Source organism: Allobosea sp. TND4EK4, from assembly GCF_900156025.1.
Classification (GTDB): Bacteria; Pseudomonadota; Alphaproteobacteria; order Rhizobiales; family Beijerinckiaceae; genus Allobosea.
Window position 1 is genome coordinate 1 of sequence record NZ_FTMO01000036.1, and the last position, 17,702, is coordinate 17,702.

Here is a 17,702-nt window from a genome sequence, read left to right on the forward strand (position 1 = left end):
TGGGCTTCATCTTCGTTCCTTCGTCACTACGACGAAGCCCAAATCCTCCTTAAATCACAACCTCAAATCTGTGCCATTGGTGCTGACGGCGGACAGGGGGTCATGACTCGGGGTCCTCTGCGCAGAAGATGGCGTGGAGTGCCTCGACGAGATGGGCGGCCTTCTGCTCGGTCAGGCGATAGAAGATCTGCTTGGCCTCGCGCCGCGTCGCGACGATCCCGGCCTCGCGCAGGATGGTGAGTTGCTGCGAGAGCGTCGGCTGCCGGATGCCGAGTTCCTCTTCGATCTGGCCGACGGAGTACTCGCCCTCGACCAGCGTGCAGACGATCATCAGCCGGTTGCGGTTGGCGAGCGTCTTGAGCAGGCCTGCAACCTCGGCCGCCCGGCCTGATAGCTCGGCTCGGCTCATCGACGGCCTCGACGACTGTGTCATGGTGCATCGTCCCAGGCTGCACCGACTAGAGCATCGAGTGGAATCTTCAGGTAGCGACGGCCGTTCGATTCAGGCTCTGGCAGGCGGCCGCCGCGAATGTTCACCTGCAGCGCGTGCAGGATCAGCTTGGGCATCGACAGGGTTTTGTCGCGAGCCTCACGCAGGGCGACGAAAGCGGCCTCGTCACGTTCGACGATGTGAGCGTTCGACTGCTTCTGCTGGCCGACCGTGCTCTCCCAGCGCGGAGCGCGGCCATGAGGCTGATAGTCGTGGCCGGTAAACAGGCGCGTCTCGTCGGGCAACGCCAGGATCGCTTGAATCGACGCCCAGAGCGCCTTGGCGCTGCCGCCAGGGAAATCCGCCCTGGCCGTGCCGCCATCGGGCATGAACAGCGTATCGTGGACGAAGGCGGCGTCTCCGATGACATAGGTGATCGAGGCCAGCGTATGCCCCGGCGAAAACAGCACGGAAACGTCGAGAGAGCCCAGCTTGAACCGCTCACCATGAGCGAAGAGCCGGTCCCATTGCGAGCCGTCCGCGGCGAGTTCAGGCCAGTTGTAAAGCCCCTTCCAGAGCTTCTGGACGGCGACCACCTGCTCGCCGATGGCGGTCTGCGCACCGGTCTGCGCCTTAAGGTACTGGGCGGCCGAGAAGTGGTCGGCATGGGGATGAGTGTCCAGGATCCATTCGACTGTCAGACCCCGCTCACGGACATAGGCGAGGATGGCGTCGGCCGGGGTCGTCGCGGTCGCGCCAGATTTCTCGTCGAAGTCGAGCACGGGATCGACGATGGCGCAGCGCTTCGTGGCCGGGTCGGTCACGACATACTGCACGCTGAAGGTCCGGGGATCATAGAAGCCCGTAACCTGCGGGTTTAGGGTCGCGCGTCGGTCGAGCCAGGCCTTGGCACCGGCAAGGTCGAAACCGTGCCGGTTGCCAAATGCGATGACCTCGTCGGCGTCCATCCGGCCACCGAGAACTTCGCCGAGCGCATGGAGCGTCAGGGCGCGCATACCGGTCTTGCAATGGGCGAAAACCGGCCCTGGTGCCAGCCTGAGACCCTTCTGGAACGCAAAGACGTCGGCGTCCGTGATCGCAGGGCCCGTCACCGGAATGAAGGCGTATGCCATCCCGGCTTCCTCGGCGGCCTTAGCTTCTGCTGTAGAGCCCGGCTGTACGGCGTCCTCGGCGTCGGGGCGGTCGTTAATGACCATTTTGAAGCCCTGCGACGCCAACACAGCGAAATCCACCTCAGTCGGCTGGGCGCCGATAGACAGCGTTTCGGAGATTTTGATCGGTTGCATTGCCGGCCTCCAAGGCTGGTCTGAGAAATTCAATATACAGTTATATAAAATGTATATTGACTGTTACAAGCCCCTGTCGTGGTTGTCTGCAAGTCCGTCCGAATTGCTTTGTAGACGTCGATTGCATCCTGGTTTGGGACGCAGTCGCCGGGGGCCGCAGCCAGCAGCCGTCAAGCGGTCCGACTACGGTGCACCGGTCGTAGCAAGGGACGTAGGCGGTGACAGAGACCGATAACAGCCTCGGCAACTACCCAGATCGATCTCATATCCCGCAGGGTCGCTTCCGACAGGAGGTAAGAGTTATCGGGCGCCTCTGCCCATCAGGCTGGTCCTGACATTCAGGCGGGCAGAACGACGACCTTCGATCCTTTCGGAATGCGGTTGTAGAGATCGATGACGTCCTGGTTCATCATGCGGATGCAGCCGGACGAGACGGCTTCACCAATCGTCTCAGGCTCGTTCGTCCCATGAATGCGATAGAGCGTGTCGCGGCCATCCTTGAAGAGGTATAGGGCGCGGGCGCCGAGCGGATTGGTGTCGCCGCCAGCCATGCCGCCTGTCCACTTCGCATAGCGCGCCGGTTCTCGCTTGATCATATCGGGCGTCGGCGTCCAGCGCGGCCATTGGGCCTTGCGCTCGACCGTTGCGGAACCTGTGAACTCCAGACCCTCGCGCCCGACGCCGACGCCATAGCGGAGCGCCTTGCCGTGCTCCTGAATAAGAAAAAGGTATCGGTTCGCAGGATCGACGATCAGCGTGCCGGGTTGATGTGCGGTCGGATAATCGACGAGTTGACGCAGGTTGCGCGTACGCAGGTCTTCAAGCGAGACGGCGGGGACCTGGAACGGCTCACCGCCGACCGCGCCATAGCGCCGGAGATCGAGGGCGCTGAACTGCGGCGCCGGAGGTGTCGCCGGAACCGGCTGCTGCGCAATGGTCGTACAGCCGGCCGCAGCCAAGGCGATCATGAGGCCGGCGAGGCGGCGCGTGGGTTTGGAGAGGTCGGTCATGGAGGACGCGAGCCGGTCGATCACTGGGACGCCTGCTTCTTGCGCGCGTCGGCGACGACCTGCTTGAAGCCGGCATAATCTTGGGTGGAGGTTCGGAACGGGCCGATCAGATAGGTCGGCGTGCCCTGCAGCCCCAGCGACTCCGCCTGTGCCATGTTGCGCCGGAGCAGCGCGGTAATCTGCGCGGACTTGCCGTTTACATCCGCTTCGAGCCGGGCCATGTCGATGCCGGCGCCCTTGATGGCCGCGGCGACCTGCTCGCGTCCGAGCCGCCCTTTGGTCGCCATCAGCGCATCATGGGCCTTGGCATAGGCGCCCTGATGGGCGGCGGCGAGCGCGAGCTGCGCGGCATAGACCGAGGTCTCGGTTATCACCGGCCAGTCCTTGTAGACGAGCCTGATCTGGCCGTCCTCGCGGACCAGGCGGGCGAGATCGGGAGCTGCCTTCTTGCAGAAGGGGCAGTTGTAATCGAGAAAGGCGACGATCGTGACGTCGCCTTTCGGGTTGCCGGAGACTGGCGCCTCGGGATCGTTGAGGATGGCCTCGGCATCGGGATCGCGTCCCTGCGCCAGCGCCGAGCGGGGCGTGGCGGCGAGAAGCAAGGCCAGGCCTCTGATGATCGTCCGGCGATCCCGCTGCATCGGTCTGGTCCTTGTCGGCTGTCGAGGGCGGCGGCCGGTTCGGCCGTGATGCCCGCCATCGGCGCGTCCCAGCTTAAGCCAGCCTTAAGCCGGACCGGGCTGCTGACCTGCAAGGGAGAAGCGATGCGTGTTCTGATCGTCGAGGACGACCCCATTCTGGCCGACGGTCTCTCCGTCGGGCTGAAGCTGCATGGCGTCAGCGCCGAGGTTGTCGGCAGCTGCGCCGATGGCCGGCATGCCCTGGCGGCGGGGGGCTTCGACGCCGTCGTCCTCGACGTCATGCTGCCAGACGGCTCGGGGCTCGACCTGCTGACCAGCCTGCGCCAGGCGGGCGACGAAAGCCCGATCCTGCTTCTGACCGCGCTCGACGAGACCCGCGACCGGATCGCCGGGCTCGATCGCGGCGCCGACGATTATCTCGGCAAGCCCTTCGACCTCGACGAGCTCGCCGCCCGCCTGCGGGCCGTGGTGCGCCGTCGCGAGGGCCGGGCGATCGCGACCCTTGCCGCTGCCGGACTGGTCCTGGACCCCGCCAGCCATTCGGCCGCCCGCGATGGCGTCGCCATCGACGTCACGCGGCGGGAATTCGCGATCCTGCGCGCGCTCGCCGAGCGACCCGGCCTGATCCGCTCGCGCATCGAGCTGGAGGAGCGGCTCTATGGCTGGCAGGAGGACATCGAGAGCAACGCGATCGAGGTCCACATCCACAATCTCCGGCAGAAGATCGGACGCGAGCAGATCGAGACCGTCCGCGGCCTGGGTTATCGGTTGAGGATGGCGCCATGACCTCGTTGCGCGCGCGCCTGTTCCTGATCCTCGTCGCCACCACCGGCCTGATCTGGCTGGCTGCGACCGCCTGGATCTATCTCGGCACCAAGGCCGAGCTCGAACGCGTCCTTGATACGCGCCTGCAGGAGGCGGCGCGCATGGTCTCCTCGCTCGTCCGCGATGCCGGCGCCTCGGCGCCAGCCGCGATCGCAGCGACGCCGCAGGTCACGGCAAGCGACGCCGGTGGCTATGAGCGCCAGCTCTCCTGCCAGATCTGGTCCCTGGGTGGACGGCTCGTCGCAGCCTCGACGGCGGCTCCCGCCGAGAGGCTGTCGGGTCATGCGGCCGGCTTCAGCGACAATCTGATCGGCGGCGAGCTCTGGCGCGTCTATGCCATCGAGGACGCCGCCCGGGATGTCCGGGTTCTGGTCGGCGACCGGCTCGGCCTGCGCGATCGCCTCGTCAATGACCTCGTGCTGGGTCTCGTCGCACCGACGCTGCTGATGCTGCCGCTATTTGCGGCGCTGATCTGGATGAGCGTCGGGCGCGGCCTGTCGCCCTTGCGCGGGATCGCCGCCGATCTGCAGCGGCGCGCCGCTGATGATCTCGCTCCGCTCCACGCCAGGGTGATCGACGAGATCCGGCCCGTGACCGATGCGTTGAACGGCCTGTTTGCACGGCTCGATGCGGCCCGCCGGCACGAGCGCGAATTCACCGCCTTCGCCGCGCACGAATTGCGGACGCCGCTCGCCGGCATCCGGACCCAGGCCCAGATCGCCAAGGCTGCCGACACGACGCAGATGCGGACGGCCGCACTGGACCACATCATGCAGGGCGTAGACCGCACGGCACGCCTGATCAGTCAGTTGCTCGCGCTGGCGAGGCTGGAGTCGGGCGCCGAGCCAAGCCGGCGCGAGCCGGTCAATCTCGGGCAGCTGCTCCGAGACATCGACGGCGAAGGCCAGAGGCGGCCGTCGATCGACGTCGAGATCGATGCCGCCCTTGATGCGATGACGGTAGAAGGAAACCCCGACAACCTGAAACTGGCCCTGCGCAACCTCCATGACAACGCCTGTGGCCATAGCCCGCCCGGCGGTCGCGTCAGGTGGCTCAGGACCGGAGACGCCGCGCTGGCCGTCGATGACGAAGGTCCAGGCGTTCCCGCGGACGAACTGGCCTTCGTCAGGCAGCGGTTCTATCGCGGACGCATGGCCCGAAATGCGGGAAGTGGGCTCGGACTCTTCATTGTTGAGGTTGCCTTGCACAGCATACAAGCGAAGCTCACTTTAGGCACGCCTCCAAGCGGGCGGGGCCTGCGAGCGGCCGTGTCCTTCGCTCGAAGCGCTTTAGCTTGAGCTATCCCAAAAAATCGAAGTTATGGGGCAGAGGCATACGACGAGCGATGCCAAACGGCCAATGTCTGGTATTGGGCAGCCATGGAACGTCAGCTGATGGCGCATCTTGCGTGAGCCATGCGGATTCTGCGGCAACTATGGGCCGTGTATCGCCGGCTGGCTTCGTAGCCAGCCGGCGATCGAACTTCACATCATCCGCTTGATTTCGCCGTAAGCCCCCGTCGTCTTCAGCGTGATCGTGACGTCCTGCTTGCCGCGGTTGCGCCAGAACCAGCCATGCGAGCCGTCGAATTCGGCGGTGAGGACACCCTGCTCGCCGGCCGAGCCGCGCCCGGTCTTGTAGCTCTTCTCCTTGCCGCCCGCGCCGGGAGTTCCGTGCATGTCGTAGTTCACCACGCCGTCCTTTGCGGTCCAGGCGAAGTCGACTTTCGCTCCGGCCTTCATGGTCAGCTTGTATTCGACGCCCTCGGTGGGTTTCAGCGTGAACACGGTCTCGTCGCTGCGCGAAGGCGCTGCCTGGGCGAGCTCGACCCGCTCGCCAGCCTGAGCCGGCGAGACGAACAGGCCGGCGAGGATCGTGCCGAGCATCGACGAGCGTTGGTCCGGCGCGGGCGTTGCCGGCGCGGGCGGGGCCGGCGGCGTCTGGCTGTCCTTGATCCGGTCGGCTTCCGCCTCGGCGGCGAGCTGGGTCTTGATCTCGCCCATCTCGGTCAGCTTCAGCATGCGGCCGATGCCGGTCGGATCGATCGCATATTCGGCCGGCAGGACAATGGTCACGAGGATGACGGCCGCTGAGACGGCGGCGATGGCGGTGGAACGCAGGAGCTGGGCCGTGGTCGGCAGCTCGGCGCGGGTCGGGATGTCGGTGTTGTACATCGGGTGAGGTCCTTGGATTTTCAGGAAACGAAGTAGCCGGTGAGCTGGTAGCCGACGAGGACGAAGCCCGCGGTGAGCATCCAGACATTGGCGGTGTAGGCGTGGCGCCAGAAGCCGGCCGTGCGGCGCCAGAAGCCCATGGCGATCAGGATCATGCCGAGCGCGGTCAGCTGGCCGAGCTCGACGCCGACATTGAAGGCGAGCAGGTTGGGGATCAGCCCGTCTGGCGAGATCTCGTATTCCAGGATCTTGGTCGAGAGACCGAAGCCGTGGAACAGCCCGAAGATCAGCGTCGCGGCCTTCGTGTTCGGCTGGTAGCCCAGCCAGCGCTGGAAGGCGCCCATGTTGTCGAGCGCCTTGTAGGCGACCGACAGGCCGATGATGGCGTCGATGAGGTAGCTGTTGATCCCGACGTTGAGATAGACGCCGAGCAGCATCGTCGTCGAATGGCCGAGCGCGAACAGGCTGACATAGATCGCGATGTGCTTCGCCCGGTAGAGGAAGAAGATCACCCCGAACAGGAACAGGATGTGGTCGTAGCCCGTCACCATGTGCTTGGCGCCCAGATAGACGAAGGGGAGCAGGTGCACCCCGGTGATCTCCTTGATGTAGCCCTTGTCGCCTTCGGCGACGGCGTGGGCGAATGCGCTCTCGATGCCTGGCAGCAGGAGCAGGAAGGCGAGCGCGAGAGGAAGGAGCAGACGCGAGGCTGCGTGATGCAGCAGGCGCCGCCCTCCGGTTAGAGGTCGTTGCATGAAGGATCCGATGGTTCGTCGTTGAAATCTGCCGCACGTGCGGCGGGAAGTTCAGGCGACGACGGATCGCGGGGGACGTTCCAGGCTGGCCGGCTGGCCCGAGGCCGAGCGTTGATGCTCGTGCCGGATCGCCGTGCGCGCGAAGGATGGAATGCCGAGTTGGATCAGCGCGACAACGTTGGCCGTCTCATGGACGTGATCGGCGGTGTTGTGCCCGTGGACATGGCCGGGCAGGCGTTCGTCGGCCTCGCCGTCCTCATGGGCATGCCCATGTGCCGCGATCTCGGCGGCGAGTTCCGCATGCCGGACGGCTTCGGCCTCTGCGATAGCGTAGGCGTTATGCCCGGCCGAGACATGAGCCGCAGACAACGTCATGCCCAGCGCCATCGCAAGCGCGATGACGAGGCAGGACAGGGCTCTGATGCGGCGGAGCAACATGATGAACAGATAGTAGCAGAATTCTTAATGGAACTTTGACGACGCGGAGTTCGCGAACACAGAGCTTCCCATATCCCCCCTAGGGGGTTATGGGAAGCGATGAATGATCACGTCCATGTCAGCCATCCCGCCATCGCCAAGCGCCTCCGCCGTGCCGGCGGTCACCTCGCCAAGGTCGTGGCGATGATCGAGGGCGGCAGTCCCTGCCTCGACATCGCGACCCAGTTGCAGGCGGTCGAGAGTGCCATCGTCCAGGCCAAGCGCACCCTGATCCAGGATCATCTGGATCATTGCCTCGACCATGTTGTCGGCGACGTGTCGCCCGAGCGCCGCCAGCCCATCGACGAGTTCAAGGCGATCGCCAAGTTCCTCTGAAGGACCAGCCCATGCTCGCCGTCCTCACCAACCGGACCTATGGCCGGCTCTTCCTCGCGCAGATTATCGCGCTTCTCGGAACGGGCCTGCTGACAGTCGCGCTCGGGCTGCTCGCCTTCAACCTCGCCGGCGACAAGGCCGGCACGGTGCTGGGCACGGCACTGGCGATCAAGATGATCGCTTACGTCACCGTCGCGCCCGTTGTCGGGGCGTTCGCCGCCCAATTGCCGCGCAAGCGGTTTCTCATCGCGATGGATCTGGTCAGGGCCGCAATCGCGCTGCTTTTGCCCCTCGTCAGTGAGATTTGGCAGATCTACGTCCTGATCTTCCTGCTGCAGTCCGCCTCGGCTGCCTTCACCCCGACCTTCCAGGCGACGATCCCCGACGTGCTGCCGGACGAGACGGATTATACCAGGGCCCTCTCGCTCTCGCGGCTGGCCTACGATCTGGAGAGCCTGATCAGCCCGATGCTGGCCGCCGCGCTGTTGACGCTGATCAGCTATCACTGGTTGTTCTCAGGCACGGTCGCAGGCTTCCTCGTCTCGGCCGCGCTCGTGCTCTCGGTGACGCTGCCATCTTCGCCGGCCGTCGAGCGCAAGGGCGGCATCTACGACAGGACTACGCGGGGGATGCGGATCTATCTCGCGACGCCGCGGCTCCGCGGCCTGCTTGCGCTCAACATGGCGGCAGCGGCCGGCGGCGCGATGGTGATCGTCAACACAGTCGTGTTCGTGAAGGGCCGGCTCGGCCTCGGCGATGGTCAAGTCGCCTTGGCGCTGGCATGCTTCGGAGGCGGCTCGATGATTGCCGCGCTCGCGCTGCCGCGCCTGCTGGAGCGGCTGCCGGATCGCCGCATCATGTTCTCGGCGGCGATCTTTCTCGGTGGCGTGCTCACGATCGCGGCCGTCCTCCTGTCTCGCGTCCCGGGCAGCGCGGCCTCTGCCTTAGGGACTGACGTGGGCTCGGCACTCTGGCCGGGCCTGCTGGCGACCTGGCTGCTACTGGGCCTGGGCTATTCGGCGGTGCAGACCCCCTCGGGGCGACTGCTGCGCCGGTCCGCTCATGCCGAAGATCGGCCGGCCGTCTTCGCCGCGCAGTTCGCCCTGTCGCATGCCTGCTGGCTGGTCACCTATCCCCTGGCGGGATGGCTCGGCGCGGCTCTGCCGGTCTGGATGACCTTCGGCCTGTTTGCCCTTTTGACATGCGCCTCCGTGCTGGTCGCTGCGCAACTCTGGCCCTCAGAAGAGACCGGCGACCTCATCCACCGCCATGAAGATCTGCCCGTCGACCATCCCCATCTCGCCGGTGCCGCGCAGCGCGCTCACGCCCATGCCTTCGTCATCGACGATCTCCACCAGCAGTGGCCTGAGCGAGTCAGCTGAATCCGGACGCCACGTCGTGAGGTTGAGAGCGACTGATTTCCAGTTCGGCACGGGCACATTCACCAAGGGTGAAACTGGGCCGTTTGAAGAGACACAAGCGGCAGCTCAGCTGAATGGAGTCGGATGGCAGCGCGTGTGGACGAACTCACAGCAGGTGCGAAGGTGGCCAATCAGAGACATCGAACATGGCCGGTGATGCCACCGCGCTCGGCTTTCTCGTGAGCGGCAGCGCACCGGCCTAGCGACGAGCCCCCTTCATGACGCTGGCGGTAAGCACGCCAAGGCACCCGACCAGAAGCAGGAGCCCGATCAGGATCGAGTCGTCATGGACATATTGGACCATCAGCCAGCAGGCGGCGACGACGGCCAGGATCGAGAGGGCGAGCTGCTCGTCATCGACGAATAGGCCGACGATCTCGTTGAAGATCAGGCGAAGAAGGGTCATCGGGCAACCTCGACGGGACGGCGGGCGACAGAAATCAGGGCGAGCCCGGCCAACAGGAAAATAGCCGCGAAGCCGAGAATAGCGGCGTCATGCCCGGGCCATTGCACACCGAGGCCTTCCCCTGCCCAAAAGACGCCGAAGGCCGAGAGCATGACGCCGACTCCAAATTTCAAGGTATTTTCGGGCACCCGCGAGAGAGGCTTGTGAACGGCGAAGCCGATGACGAGGACCAGCAGGCAAGCAGCGAGCGCACCCAACGCGGCCGGCCAAAGCAGGCCGCGCCCTGCTCCCACCGCAATCACGATGAAGACGACCTCGACCCCTTCCAGTACCACGGCCTTGAACGCCGCGAGTCCCGCGACCCAGTCAAGATGGGAGATGCGCCTGCGGGCCGCGTCCTGAAGGAGCGAGGTTTCTGCTGCAAAGACCTTTTCCTCGTCATGAAGGGCGATGATACCCGCCGCTCGCAAGATCGCCTTGCGCAGCCAGCGCAGGCCGAAGAGCAGAAGCAGTATGCCGATGACGAGTTGCAGACTCTGAAGCGGAACCCGGTCGAGCACCGGCCCCAGCGCCAGCACGATGAGTCCGAGTACGCCGAGCCCTGCGGCCGTTCCGGCCAATGCGGGTCGCCAGCCCTGGACGGTCCCGACAGCGAGCACAATGGTGAAGGCCTCGACCACCTCGACGATCGAGGCGAGGAAGGTGGCGGAGATAGCAGGCGCGGCAGTCGCCCAGGTCATCATGACCGATTCCTTTCAGGCGTCAGGAGGATGGCGGAAGCGTCAGGTGAATTCCGGCGACCATGAGCGCTGTTTGGAGGAGACGAGAATCCGAAGCGCGCACGGCGGATCGCTGACTTGGCCGGCGTCGACATGCTGGTCATCCCGGTATCCCAGTGTCACAATGGATTTCGCATCACGCACCATCCATAACTTTATGATTGTAACCGTCGTAACATTCAAGGGGTTCCATGACCGCGCTGGAATGGTTGCTGCTGACCTACAAGGTCCCAGCCGAGCCCGCCCGCAAACGGGTCTCGATCTGGCGCAAGCTTAAAGGCATGGGTGCGGTCTATCTGCAGGGCGGCGTCTGCGTGCTGCCCAAAACAGACGACCATCTCAGGCGCCTCAAGGTGCTGGAACACGAGATCGCTGAGGCGGACGGGGAGGCCTTGCTGCTTGCAACGGTCGGTCTTGACGGCACGCAACAGGCCAAGATCATCGATCGCTTCAACGCCGATCGCAATGACGAATACAAAGAATTTATCGAGAAGTGCATCGCGTTCGAGGCTGAAATCGCGCATGAAACCGAAATAAAGCACTTTACTTATGCAGAATTAGGGGAAAATGAGCAAGAATTGGCTAAATTCAAAAATTGGATGGCCAAAATCCAGAAGCTCGACTTCTACGGTGCTCCACTCAGTAAGGAGGCGATCGAACGTTTGGTTCGATCCGAGGCTATCCTCGATGTCTACGCGCACAACGTATTTGCGGCTCAAGCTGAGAACAGGTTGCCGGGAGAGGCAGGGTAGCTTTAGCGTTGGGGATACCTTCGTCGCGGCCACTATGCGACTGCTTGAAAAATGGCAGAGGGATTTCGCCCTCCGCCATTCTCCTCGATGCGTTATCCTGCGATGGCGTTTGGGGGGCTGTCCGCAGAACGACGCTCCAAGCACGACAATCAGTTATGCTGCGGCGAATGTCACCGCCATGAACCGTGATCCATCCTCTGTCCTAATCTTCAAAAGCACCGCCTTCTTTCCGTCCTTGCGAGCCTGCTCCAGACCCGACTTGACCTGCTCGGGCCTCTCGACCGGCTTTCCCCCGACCTCGAGGATCACGCTGCCCTCGGACAGCCCCTTTGCAGCTGCCTGGCCGTTGGGATCGACGCCCACGACAACGACGCCGACATCACCGGCACCCGGCACGGCCCTCGCAGGCGCGAGCTTCACGCCGAGGATCGACTTGGCATCGGAAGACGAAGCGTCGGCCTTGGCCTGCCCCTCGTCGCTCTGGACCGCGAGCGCAACTGTCGTGGTCTGCTCCTTGCCATCACGCAGATAGGTGAATTCAGCTTTGTCGTTCGACTTCATGGCACCGACCTTGCGGGTCAGCTCCCGAGCGTCCTTGATCGCGACGCCGTTCATTCTGGTGATGACGTCACCCGATTTCAGCCCCGCCATGGCTGCTGGCGTGCCAAGCTCGGCGGAATCGACGAGCGCACCCGCGGCTGTCGGCAATCCGAGACCGTCCGCAAGGTCCTGCGTCACCGGCTGCACGCGGACGCCGAGATAGGCGCGGTTGACCTTGCCGCCGTGCTCAAGCTGATCGACGACCGAGGTGACGGTAGAGGCGGGGATGGCGAAGGCGAGGCCGACGCTGCCGCCCGACGGCGAGAAGATCGCCGTGTTCACGCCGACGACCTCGCCCTTGAGGTTGAAAGTCGGCCCGCCTGAATTACCCTTGTTGATGGGCGCGTCGATCTGGAGATAGTCGTCATAGGGTCCCGACCCAAGGTCGCGACCATGCGCCGAGACGATGCCGGCGGTGACTGTGCCGCCCAGGCCAAAGGGATTGCCGATCGCGACAACCCAGTCGCCTACCATGGGGGCGTCCTTGGCGAGTGCTACAAAGGGATAGTCGCCTTTCTCATTGACCTTCAGGAGAGCGAGGTCGGTCTTCGGATCCGTGCCGACGACTTTCGCCGTGAGTTCAGTTCCATCGACCTTGGTGATCGTCACGGCCTTGGCGTTCTGCACGACGTGGTTGTTGGTCACGAGATAACCATCAGCGGAGATAAAAAAGCCCGAGCCCTGCGCCATGGCCGGCGCTTGCTGAGGGCGCGGCCGCGACGGCGACTGGTCCTGCTGTTGGCCGAAGCGCTTGAAGAACTCCTGGATCTGCGGCGGCAGGTTGTCGAACTGTTCCGACAGATCAGCTGCCTGGGTGACGCCTGCATCGAGCTTCACCTTCACGGATACGACTGCAGGCTTCACACGCTGCACGACCGTCGAGAAAGACGGCATGGCCTGAGCGTTTAGATCTCCCGTGACGACTTGGGCGGCGCGTGCTTCGTGCGGCCCCGCGAGGCTCAGAACGCCGTAGGAACCGCCGGCCAACATGGCCAAGGCTGCGACGGAAGCCATCCAGCGCGTGCGGGATGACATGAATGAGGTGTTCTTCGAGAGTGCCATGATGGATCTCCGTGGCGTTGACTGGTCGCCAGCGCGGCCATGAGAAATGGTCTAGTCCCGCCGGGATGAGGCGGGCTTGTCCAGTTCATGACAAATTCCCAATGCGGCTCGCGGTCTCGCCAACCGAGCAGGTCGAGCGGACCCGTCGGGCCAGTATCGATCGGCAAACGCCTCAATCGGCAACGGCGAGAACGACGGGTTCGGTTCCAGCTCGCAGTCTCACAGCGATTGTCTGGCCGAGACGGTCAAAGAAGTTCGCACCATTGGGTGGCGCCGACACAGAACGTGGCAGCGCTAGCAGGTTCAGCGGCTGCGATAGGGTCTCGGTCACGACGGAGGCCGCCAGTACCGGCGACGCTTTCAAGTCGGAAATTGACAGCGGCGTTAGCCAGGCGCTCAGCACGCGACGGGTCGCTCCATCCGCGGACATCTGCATCAGAGTGAGGACTGGCGATTGGCCACTGCTGAGGCGTGGCGGCACCGGCATTTCGGCGAGCACCGGTCGAGGCGACAGAAACGTCGCCACGACATTGATCGACCACGGTTTCGGGACTGACCACCCCTCTTTCTCCAACGCGCTTTGCAGCGTGGCAGGCGACCCAGCCCATTGCAGAACGATCGGCTCTTTGGTGTCCCCCTCGAGGTCGATGCGATGTTGCGGTAAGGTCGCCCAGGCCGATGTTTCCCATTCCACCTTGGTCGCCGCGACTTGCGGCATTGAACGCACATACCGTTGTTCGGCTGCCGGAAGCGTTCGATAAACGTGCAGCGAACCGACCACGAGGAATGCGCCACACATAGCCAGCCCGAGCCATGCGGGACGCGCCTGCGTCAGGTCGTCCTTCCGGAAGACAAGAGCGATGATCAGTGTCGTGCCGAGACCGAAAATTGTGCCGGCGAGGACGTCGGAAGGCCAGTGTGCTGCCAGATAGATGCGCGATGTTGCGATCAAGCCGACAGTGCCCGCAGCCAAGACAATGGGTAGCCAGCGCCATCGTCCCGGCAAGCCTCTCAGTGTAAGCCAGCCCACAAAACCGAAGAATGTCGTAGCGAAGGTCGCATGCCCGCTGGGGAAGCTATAAGCTTCCGCGCCGCTATACATCGCCAACGGCCGAGCGATCTGTATCGTTGACTTGAGGAGCGGCACAAAGGCGGCGGTCGCGATCAGCAGGATCGCCAGGCCACCAGCCAGGCGCCAACTGCGCCGCCAAGCCAGCCAAGTCAACGTGAGCACCGCCAGCGCCGCGATCACGACCCCGTCCCCGAAGCTTGTCACGACGATCATAATGCGGTCGCCGGCATCGATGCGCAGGCTCTGGATGAGATTGCTGATGGCTAGATCGGCGCGAGCGAGTTCGCCGCGAGCTACAACGCCCTCGACAAGATTGACGAAGCCGAGCAGCACGACTGCAAATCCGGCAACCAGCAACGCCACGGTTCGGTCGTCAGTAATATCGGGGTCCAGCAAGCGTCGAACGGTGTATGCTAACCCGCCGTTTCGGCCTCTGGCCCACGCGAGCAGGCGTTCCTGCCAAACGCTGAGCATAGGCAATACTCTCGACCAGGCCAGCCATGCCAACAGGACCGCGCCTGCAACGGCGAGGCCGACGACCACCAGAACAAGAAGGAGACGGCCGCTGGCATCGCCAAGGACCGCCATCGACGCTCCCAGCGCCGTTGCCGGGAGGACGTGGACGGGAGCCCAGAATAGCGCAGAGGACACATTGGCGGCGTAGAACCGGGCCACGGTCATTCCAGCCATCCCGGCCGAGATCGGCACGACGGCGCGGACACCAGGCAGGAATCGCGCGATGAAGACGCTCTTGCCGCCGTGGCTGTCGAAGTAGGCATCTCCCTTTGCTAGAAGGCCCGGATAGCGACTGAAAGGCCAAATGCGCACGATCCGGTGCTTGTAGTGATGCCCCATCCAATACGAGATGCCGTCACCAACGATTGCTCCGGCAATGGCCGCGATCAGGACCGGCCAGACAGAGAGGTGGCCTGCACCAACGATCGCTGCCGCAGCCAGGATGATGGCTGTCCCGGGAATGATCGCGCCGATCAACACGATCGCTTCCGAAAGGGCAGCGACGAACACGATGAAGGCGACGAGCCAGACGTTCTGGCCCGCGAAAGCCAGCAGAGGCTGGACATAACCGTTCACGAACGAGCTCATGCTTCAGCCTTCAGTGGAAAACGAATTTCGATCCGGAGTCCCGGGTTGTTGTCCTGCGCGGTCACGCTCGCTCCGTGGAGTTCGGCGATCGCGGCGACGAGGCTCAACCCGAGGCCGCTGCCGGTGGTAGTGCGACTCTGTTCCAGGCGATAGAACCGCCGGAAGATCCGCTCTCGCTCCGCGTCCGGAACGCCCGGGCCGTTGTCCCTGACCGTCAGTGTGACGTCGTCCTGGCACTTGGCCAAACCAACCAGGATTCGCGAGCCATCCGACGTATGGCGAATGGCGTTCTCGACGAGATTGACGATCAATTGCGTAAGCAGGTCACGGTCGCCCTCGATCCAGAGCGAGGGCTCTATCGTTGTCGAGATCGTTTGCCTGCGATCCTCGGCGACAGCAGCGTAGTCGCTTGTCAGCAATCTGGTCAGTTCCGATAAATCAACCGGGGAGAACCCCGCGCGGCGGGTGCCAGCTTCGATCTGGGCGATCCGGAGCAAAGCGGAGAATGTAGAGAGGATCTCGTCCACCTGCAGCGTCGCATTCAGGATGCCAGCGCGCATCTCATCACTTGTGGCAGCGCCGCGCGCAGTCTCATCCAGATTCTGCTTCAAGCGCGAAAGCGGTGTGCGGAGGTCGTGGGCGATGTCGTTCGAGACCTGCTTGAGGCTGTCCATCAAGACGCCAAGCCGGTCGAGCATGCTGTTGAAGGCGCGGCCGAGCTGGTCGAAATCGTCGTTGCGTGTAGAAACCGGCACGCGGCTTGTTAGATCGCCGGCGACGATCGCCGCAGCGGTTCTGATCATCCCATCGAGACCGCGCAGGAAGCGCGCGCTAAGCCACAGTCCGCTTGCAAGTGCGAGGATAAGCGTCGCTCCGAGCGCCCAGGCAAAAGTCGAGAGGATGGCCTCCTGGACATCGTCTATCCAGTCGAGATCATTGGCTATGCCCAGACGGACTCCGCCCTCCAACGTGGTTGTCCGGAGATAGTAGGATGCGGACTCTCCATCAGAGGTCCAAGCCTCTTTGGAGGGCGAGATGGTCGACCAGCCGTCTTTTGGTGGAAGAGCCAACTTTCGTCCAACGACGATGCCCTTGTCGGCCGCAACCAGAGTGTATTCTAGGGCGTCGCGCTCTCGGGCGGTAAGACGAGCCGAGACAGATGCAATTAGATGCTCAAGTCCCTGCGAACGGTATTCCTGGGCAAGGGTCTCGACCTCTGCCTCGATCCGCTGCGCTGTCTGTTCCTCAAGAGCGAACCTGTGCACGGCGGTGAGAAAACCATCCAGTGGAGCGCCTGCGTTTGTGCCGGCGCGGGCGGCGTAAAAGTCGGCCATTGGATAGGCTGACCCCTTTCGGGGTTGGCGGGGATGTTCGCTGTGGAGATTTACGCGGCGGTTCGCGATTTCGTTTTCAACCAGGAGAAGAGCCGGCGGGAAGCGGCTCGCGTGTTCGGGCTGAGCCGCGAGACGGTTGCGAAGATGTGCCGGTTCTCGCTGCCGCCGGGCTACACGCGCACGAAGCCGGTCGAGAAGCCGAAGCTGGGTCCGCTTCTGCCGGTGATCGATGCGATCCTGGAGGCGGATCGGACGTCACCGGTGAAGCAGCGTCATACGGCGAAGCGGATCTTCGAGCGCCTTCGTGACGAGCACGGCTTTGCCGGCGGCTACACGGTGGTGAAGGACCATGTGCGGCTCTGCCGGGCGCGGGGCCGGGAGACCTTCGTGCCGCTGGCGCATCCGCCCGGTCACGCTCAGGTGGACTTCGGCGAGGCGATCGCGGTGATCGGCGGGGTGCGGCAGAAGATTCACTTCTTCTGCCTGGACCTGCCGCAGTCGGACGCCTGCTTCGTGAAGGCCTATCCGCGCGAGACGACGGAGGCGTTCCTGGACGGGCACGTCTCGGCCTTCGGCTTCTTTGGCGGCGTCCCGCTGTCGGTGCTCTATGACAACACGCGCATCGCGGTGGCGAAGATCTGCGGCGATGGCCGGCGCGAGCGGACACGGGCGTTCACCGAGCTGGTGAGCCACTATCTGTTACGGGATCGGTTCGGCCGCCCGGGCAAGGGCAACGACAAGGGCAAGGTCGAGGGGCTGGTGAAGTATGCCCGCTCGAACTTCATGACGCCGATCCCGGTGGCGGCGAGCTTGGCCGAGCTGAACGCGATGTTGGCCGAGCGTTGCCGCCGGCGGCAGGACGAGCGCGCCGGTCGTCACGCGCAGATGATCGGCGACCGTCTCGCTGCCGATTGTGAGGCCCTGCGCCCCTTGCCGGCGGTGCCGCTGGAGCCGTGCGAGAAGCGTGGCGGGCGGGTCTCATCGACGGCGCTGGTCCGTTATCGCTCCAACGACTACTCGGTGCCGACGGCCTATGGCTTCCAGGACGTGATGGTGAAGGGCTTCGTCGAGGAGGTCGTGGTCCTGTGCCGGGGCGAGGAGATCGCCCGGCATCCGCGCAGCTACGGGACCGGCGTGTTCGTCGCCGATCCGCTGCACTATCTGGCGCTGATCGAGGTCAAGCCGAACGCGCTCGACCAGGCGGCGGCGTTGCAGGG

17 protein-coding genes and 1 pseudogene are annotated in these 17,702 nt (G+C 64.1%); 7 read left to right on the plus strand and 11 right to left on the minus strand.

Going from position 1 to position 17,702, the window contains the following annotated elements; translation table 11 throughout:
• Positions 1–100: 100 nt before the first annotated feature.
• The 4 genes and pseudogenes from bigR to BW981_RS21675 all read right to left on the minus strand — a co-directional run bounded on the left by bigR (position 101) and on the right by BW981_RS21675 (position 3,388).
• Positions 101–409 (minus strand): sulfite-sensing transcriptional repressor BigR, encoded by a 309-nt coding sequence (gene bigR, locus BW981_RS21660; RefSeq protein WP_139333893.1) that lies wholly within the window; start codon positions 407–409, stop codon positions 101–103.
• A 20-nt stretch (positions 410–429) separates the two neighbouring features.
• On the minus strand, positions 430–1,737 hold the full coding sequence (gene blh / locus BW981_RS21665) for a bifunctional sulfur transferase/dioxygenase Blh (RefSeq protein ID WP_076443010.1): 1,308 nt from the start codon (positions 1,735–1,737) through the stop codon (positions 430–432).
• A 347-nt stretch (positions 1,738–2,084) separates the two neighbouring features.
• A pseudogene (locus BW981_RS21670) lies at positions 2,085–2,705 on the minus strand (L,D-transpeptidase); the annotation flags it as partial.
• Between the two features lie 62 nt (positions 2,706–2,767).
• A complete protein-coding gene (locus BW981_RS21675; protein WP_076443012.1) occupies positions 2,768–3,388 on the minus strand; it encodes a DsbA family protein in 621 nt (206 codons plus the stop codon).
• A 123-nt stretch (positions 3,389–3,511) separates the two neighbouring features.
• Here BW981_RS21675 and BW981_RS21680 point away from each other — a divergent pair, with 123 nt between their 5' ends.
• Positions 3,512–4,174 carry a response regulator gene (locus BW981_RS21680; protein WP_076443014.1) on the plus strand — a complete coding sequence of 221 codons (663 nt, stop codon included), beginning with the start codon at positions 3,512–3,514 and terminating at the stop codon, positions 4,172–4,174.
• Positions 4,171–5,511 (plus strand): histidine kinase dimerization/phospho-acceptor domain-containing protein, encoded by a 1,341-nt coding sequence (locus BW981_RS21685; protein WP_076443016.1) that lies wholly within the window; start codon positions 4,171–4,173, stop codon positions 5,509–5,511. The genes BW981_RS21680 and BW981_RS21685 overlap by 4 nt, the downstream gene beginning before the upstream one ends.
• A 186-nt stretch (positions 5,512–5,697) precedes the next feature.
• On the opposite strand, the gene BW981_RS21690 is transcribed toward BW981_RS21685, so the two are convergent.
• Entirely contained in the window at positions 5,698–6,387 is a 690-nt protein-coding gene (locus tag BW981_RS21690; RefSeq protein ID WP_076443018.1) for a transmembrane anchor protein, read from the minus strand.
• 20 nt (positions 6,388–6,407) lie between these two features.
• On the minus strand, positions 6,408–7,142 hold the full coding sequence (locus BW981_RS21695; protein ID WP_083712564.1) for a HupE/UreJ family protein: 735 nt from the start codon (positions 7,140–7,142) through the stop codon (positions 6,408–6,410).
• A 111-nt stretch (positions 7,143–7,253) separates the two neighbouring features.
• Between BW981_RS21695 and BW981_RS22815 the strand changes: the two genes are divergently transcribed.
• The 3 genes from BW981_RS22815 to BW981_RS21710 are packed head-to-tail and all read left to right on the plus strand — an operon-like array spanning position 7,254 to position 9,337.
• Complete coding sequence (locus BW981_RS22815; protein ID WP_139333894.1) at positions 7,254–7,619, plus strand: hypothetical protein; 366 nt, start codon at positions 7,254–7,256, stop codon at positions 7,617–7,619.
• Between the two features lie 60 nt (positions 7,620–7,679).
• A complete protein-coding gene (locus tag BW981_RS21705; protein WP_076443022.1) occupies positions 7,680–7,955 on the plus strand; it encodes a metal-sensing transcriptional repressor in 276 nt (91 codons plus the stop codon).
• 11 nt (positions 7,956–7,966) lie between these two features.
• A complete protein-coding gene (locus BW981_RS21710) occupies positions 7,967–9,337 on the plus strand; it encodes an MFS transporter (RefSeq protein ID WP_076443024.1) in 1,371 nt (456 codons plus the stop codon).
• A 238-nt stretch (positions 9,338–9,575) separates the two neighbouring features.
• Here BW981_RS21710 and BW981_RS21715 read toward each other — a convergent pair whose 3' ends face one another.
• Positions 9,576–9,782, minus strand: a complete 207-nt coding sequence (locus BW981_RS21715; protein WP_076443026.1) for a hypothetical protein — start codon at positions 9,780–9,782, stop codon at positions 9,576–9,578.
• Entirely contained in the window at positions 9,779–10,525 is a 747-nt protein-coding gene (locus BW981_RS21720) for a COG4280 domain-containing protein (protein WP_076443028.1), read from the minus strand. Before BW981_RS21720 ends, BW981_RS21715 begins: the two co-directional genes overlap by 4 nt.
• 227 nt (positions 10,526–10,752) lie before the next feature.
• On the opposite strand from BW981_RS21720, the gene BW981_RS21725 reads away from it, so the two are divergent.
• Positions 10,753–11,313 carry a Chromate resistance protein ChrB gene (locus BW981_RS21725; RefSeq protein ID WP_076443030.1) on the plus strand — a complete coding sequence of 187 codons (561 nt, stop codon included), beginning with the start codon at positions 10,753–10,755 and terminating at the stop codon, positions 11,311–11,313.
• A gap of 153 nt (positions 11,314–11,466) precedes the next feature.
• Here BW981_RS21725 and BW981_RS21730 read toward each other — a convergent pair whose 3' ends face one another.
• From BW981_RS21730 to BW981_RS21740, 3 genes are all read right to left on the minus strand, one after another.
• On the minus strand, positions 11,467–12,975 hold the full coding sequence (locus tag BW981_RS21730; RefSeq protein WP_076443032.1) for a Do family serine endopeptidase: 1,509 nt from the start codon (positions 12,973–12,975) through the stop codon (positions 11,467–11,469).
• A 172-nt stretch (positions 12,976–13,147) separates the two neighbouring features.
• Positions 13,148–15,151: a bifunctional DedA family/phosphatase PAP2 family protein gene (locus BW981_RS21735; RefSeq protein WP_076443034.1), complete on the minus strand. Its 2,004-nt coding sequence runs from the start codon at positions 15,149–15,151 to the stop codon at positions 13,148–13,150.
• On the minus strand, positions 15,148–16,485 hold the full coding sequence (locus tag BW981_RS21740) for a sensor histidine kinase (RefSeq protein WP_076443036.1): 1,338 nt from the start codon (positions 16,483–16,485) through the stop codon (positions 15,148–15,150). The genes BW981_RS21735 and BW981_RS21740 overlap by 4 nt, the downstream gene beginning before the upstream one ends.
• A gap of 33 nt (positions 16,486–16,518) precedes the next feature.
• On the opposite strand from BW981_RS21740, the gene istA reads away from it, so the two are divergent.
• Positions 16,519–17,702 (plus strand): IS21 family transposase (gene istA / locus BW981_RS21745; protein ID WP_076443038.1); only part of this gene is annotated, 1,184 nt, incomplete at its 3' end.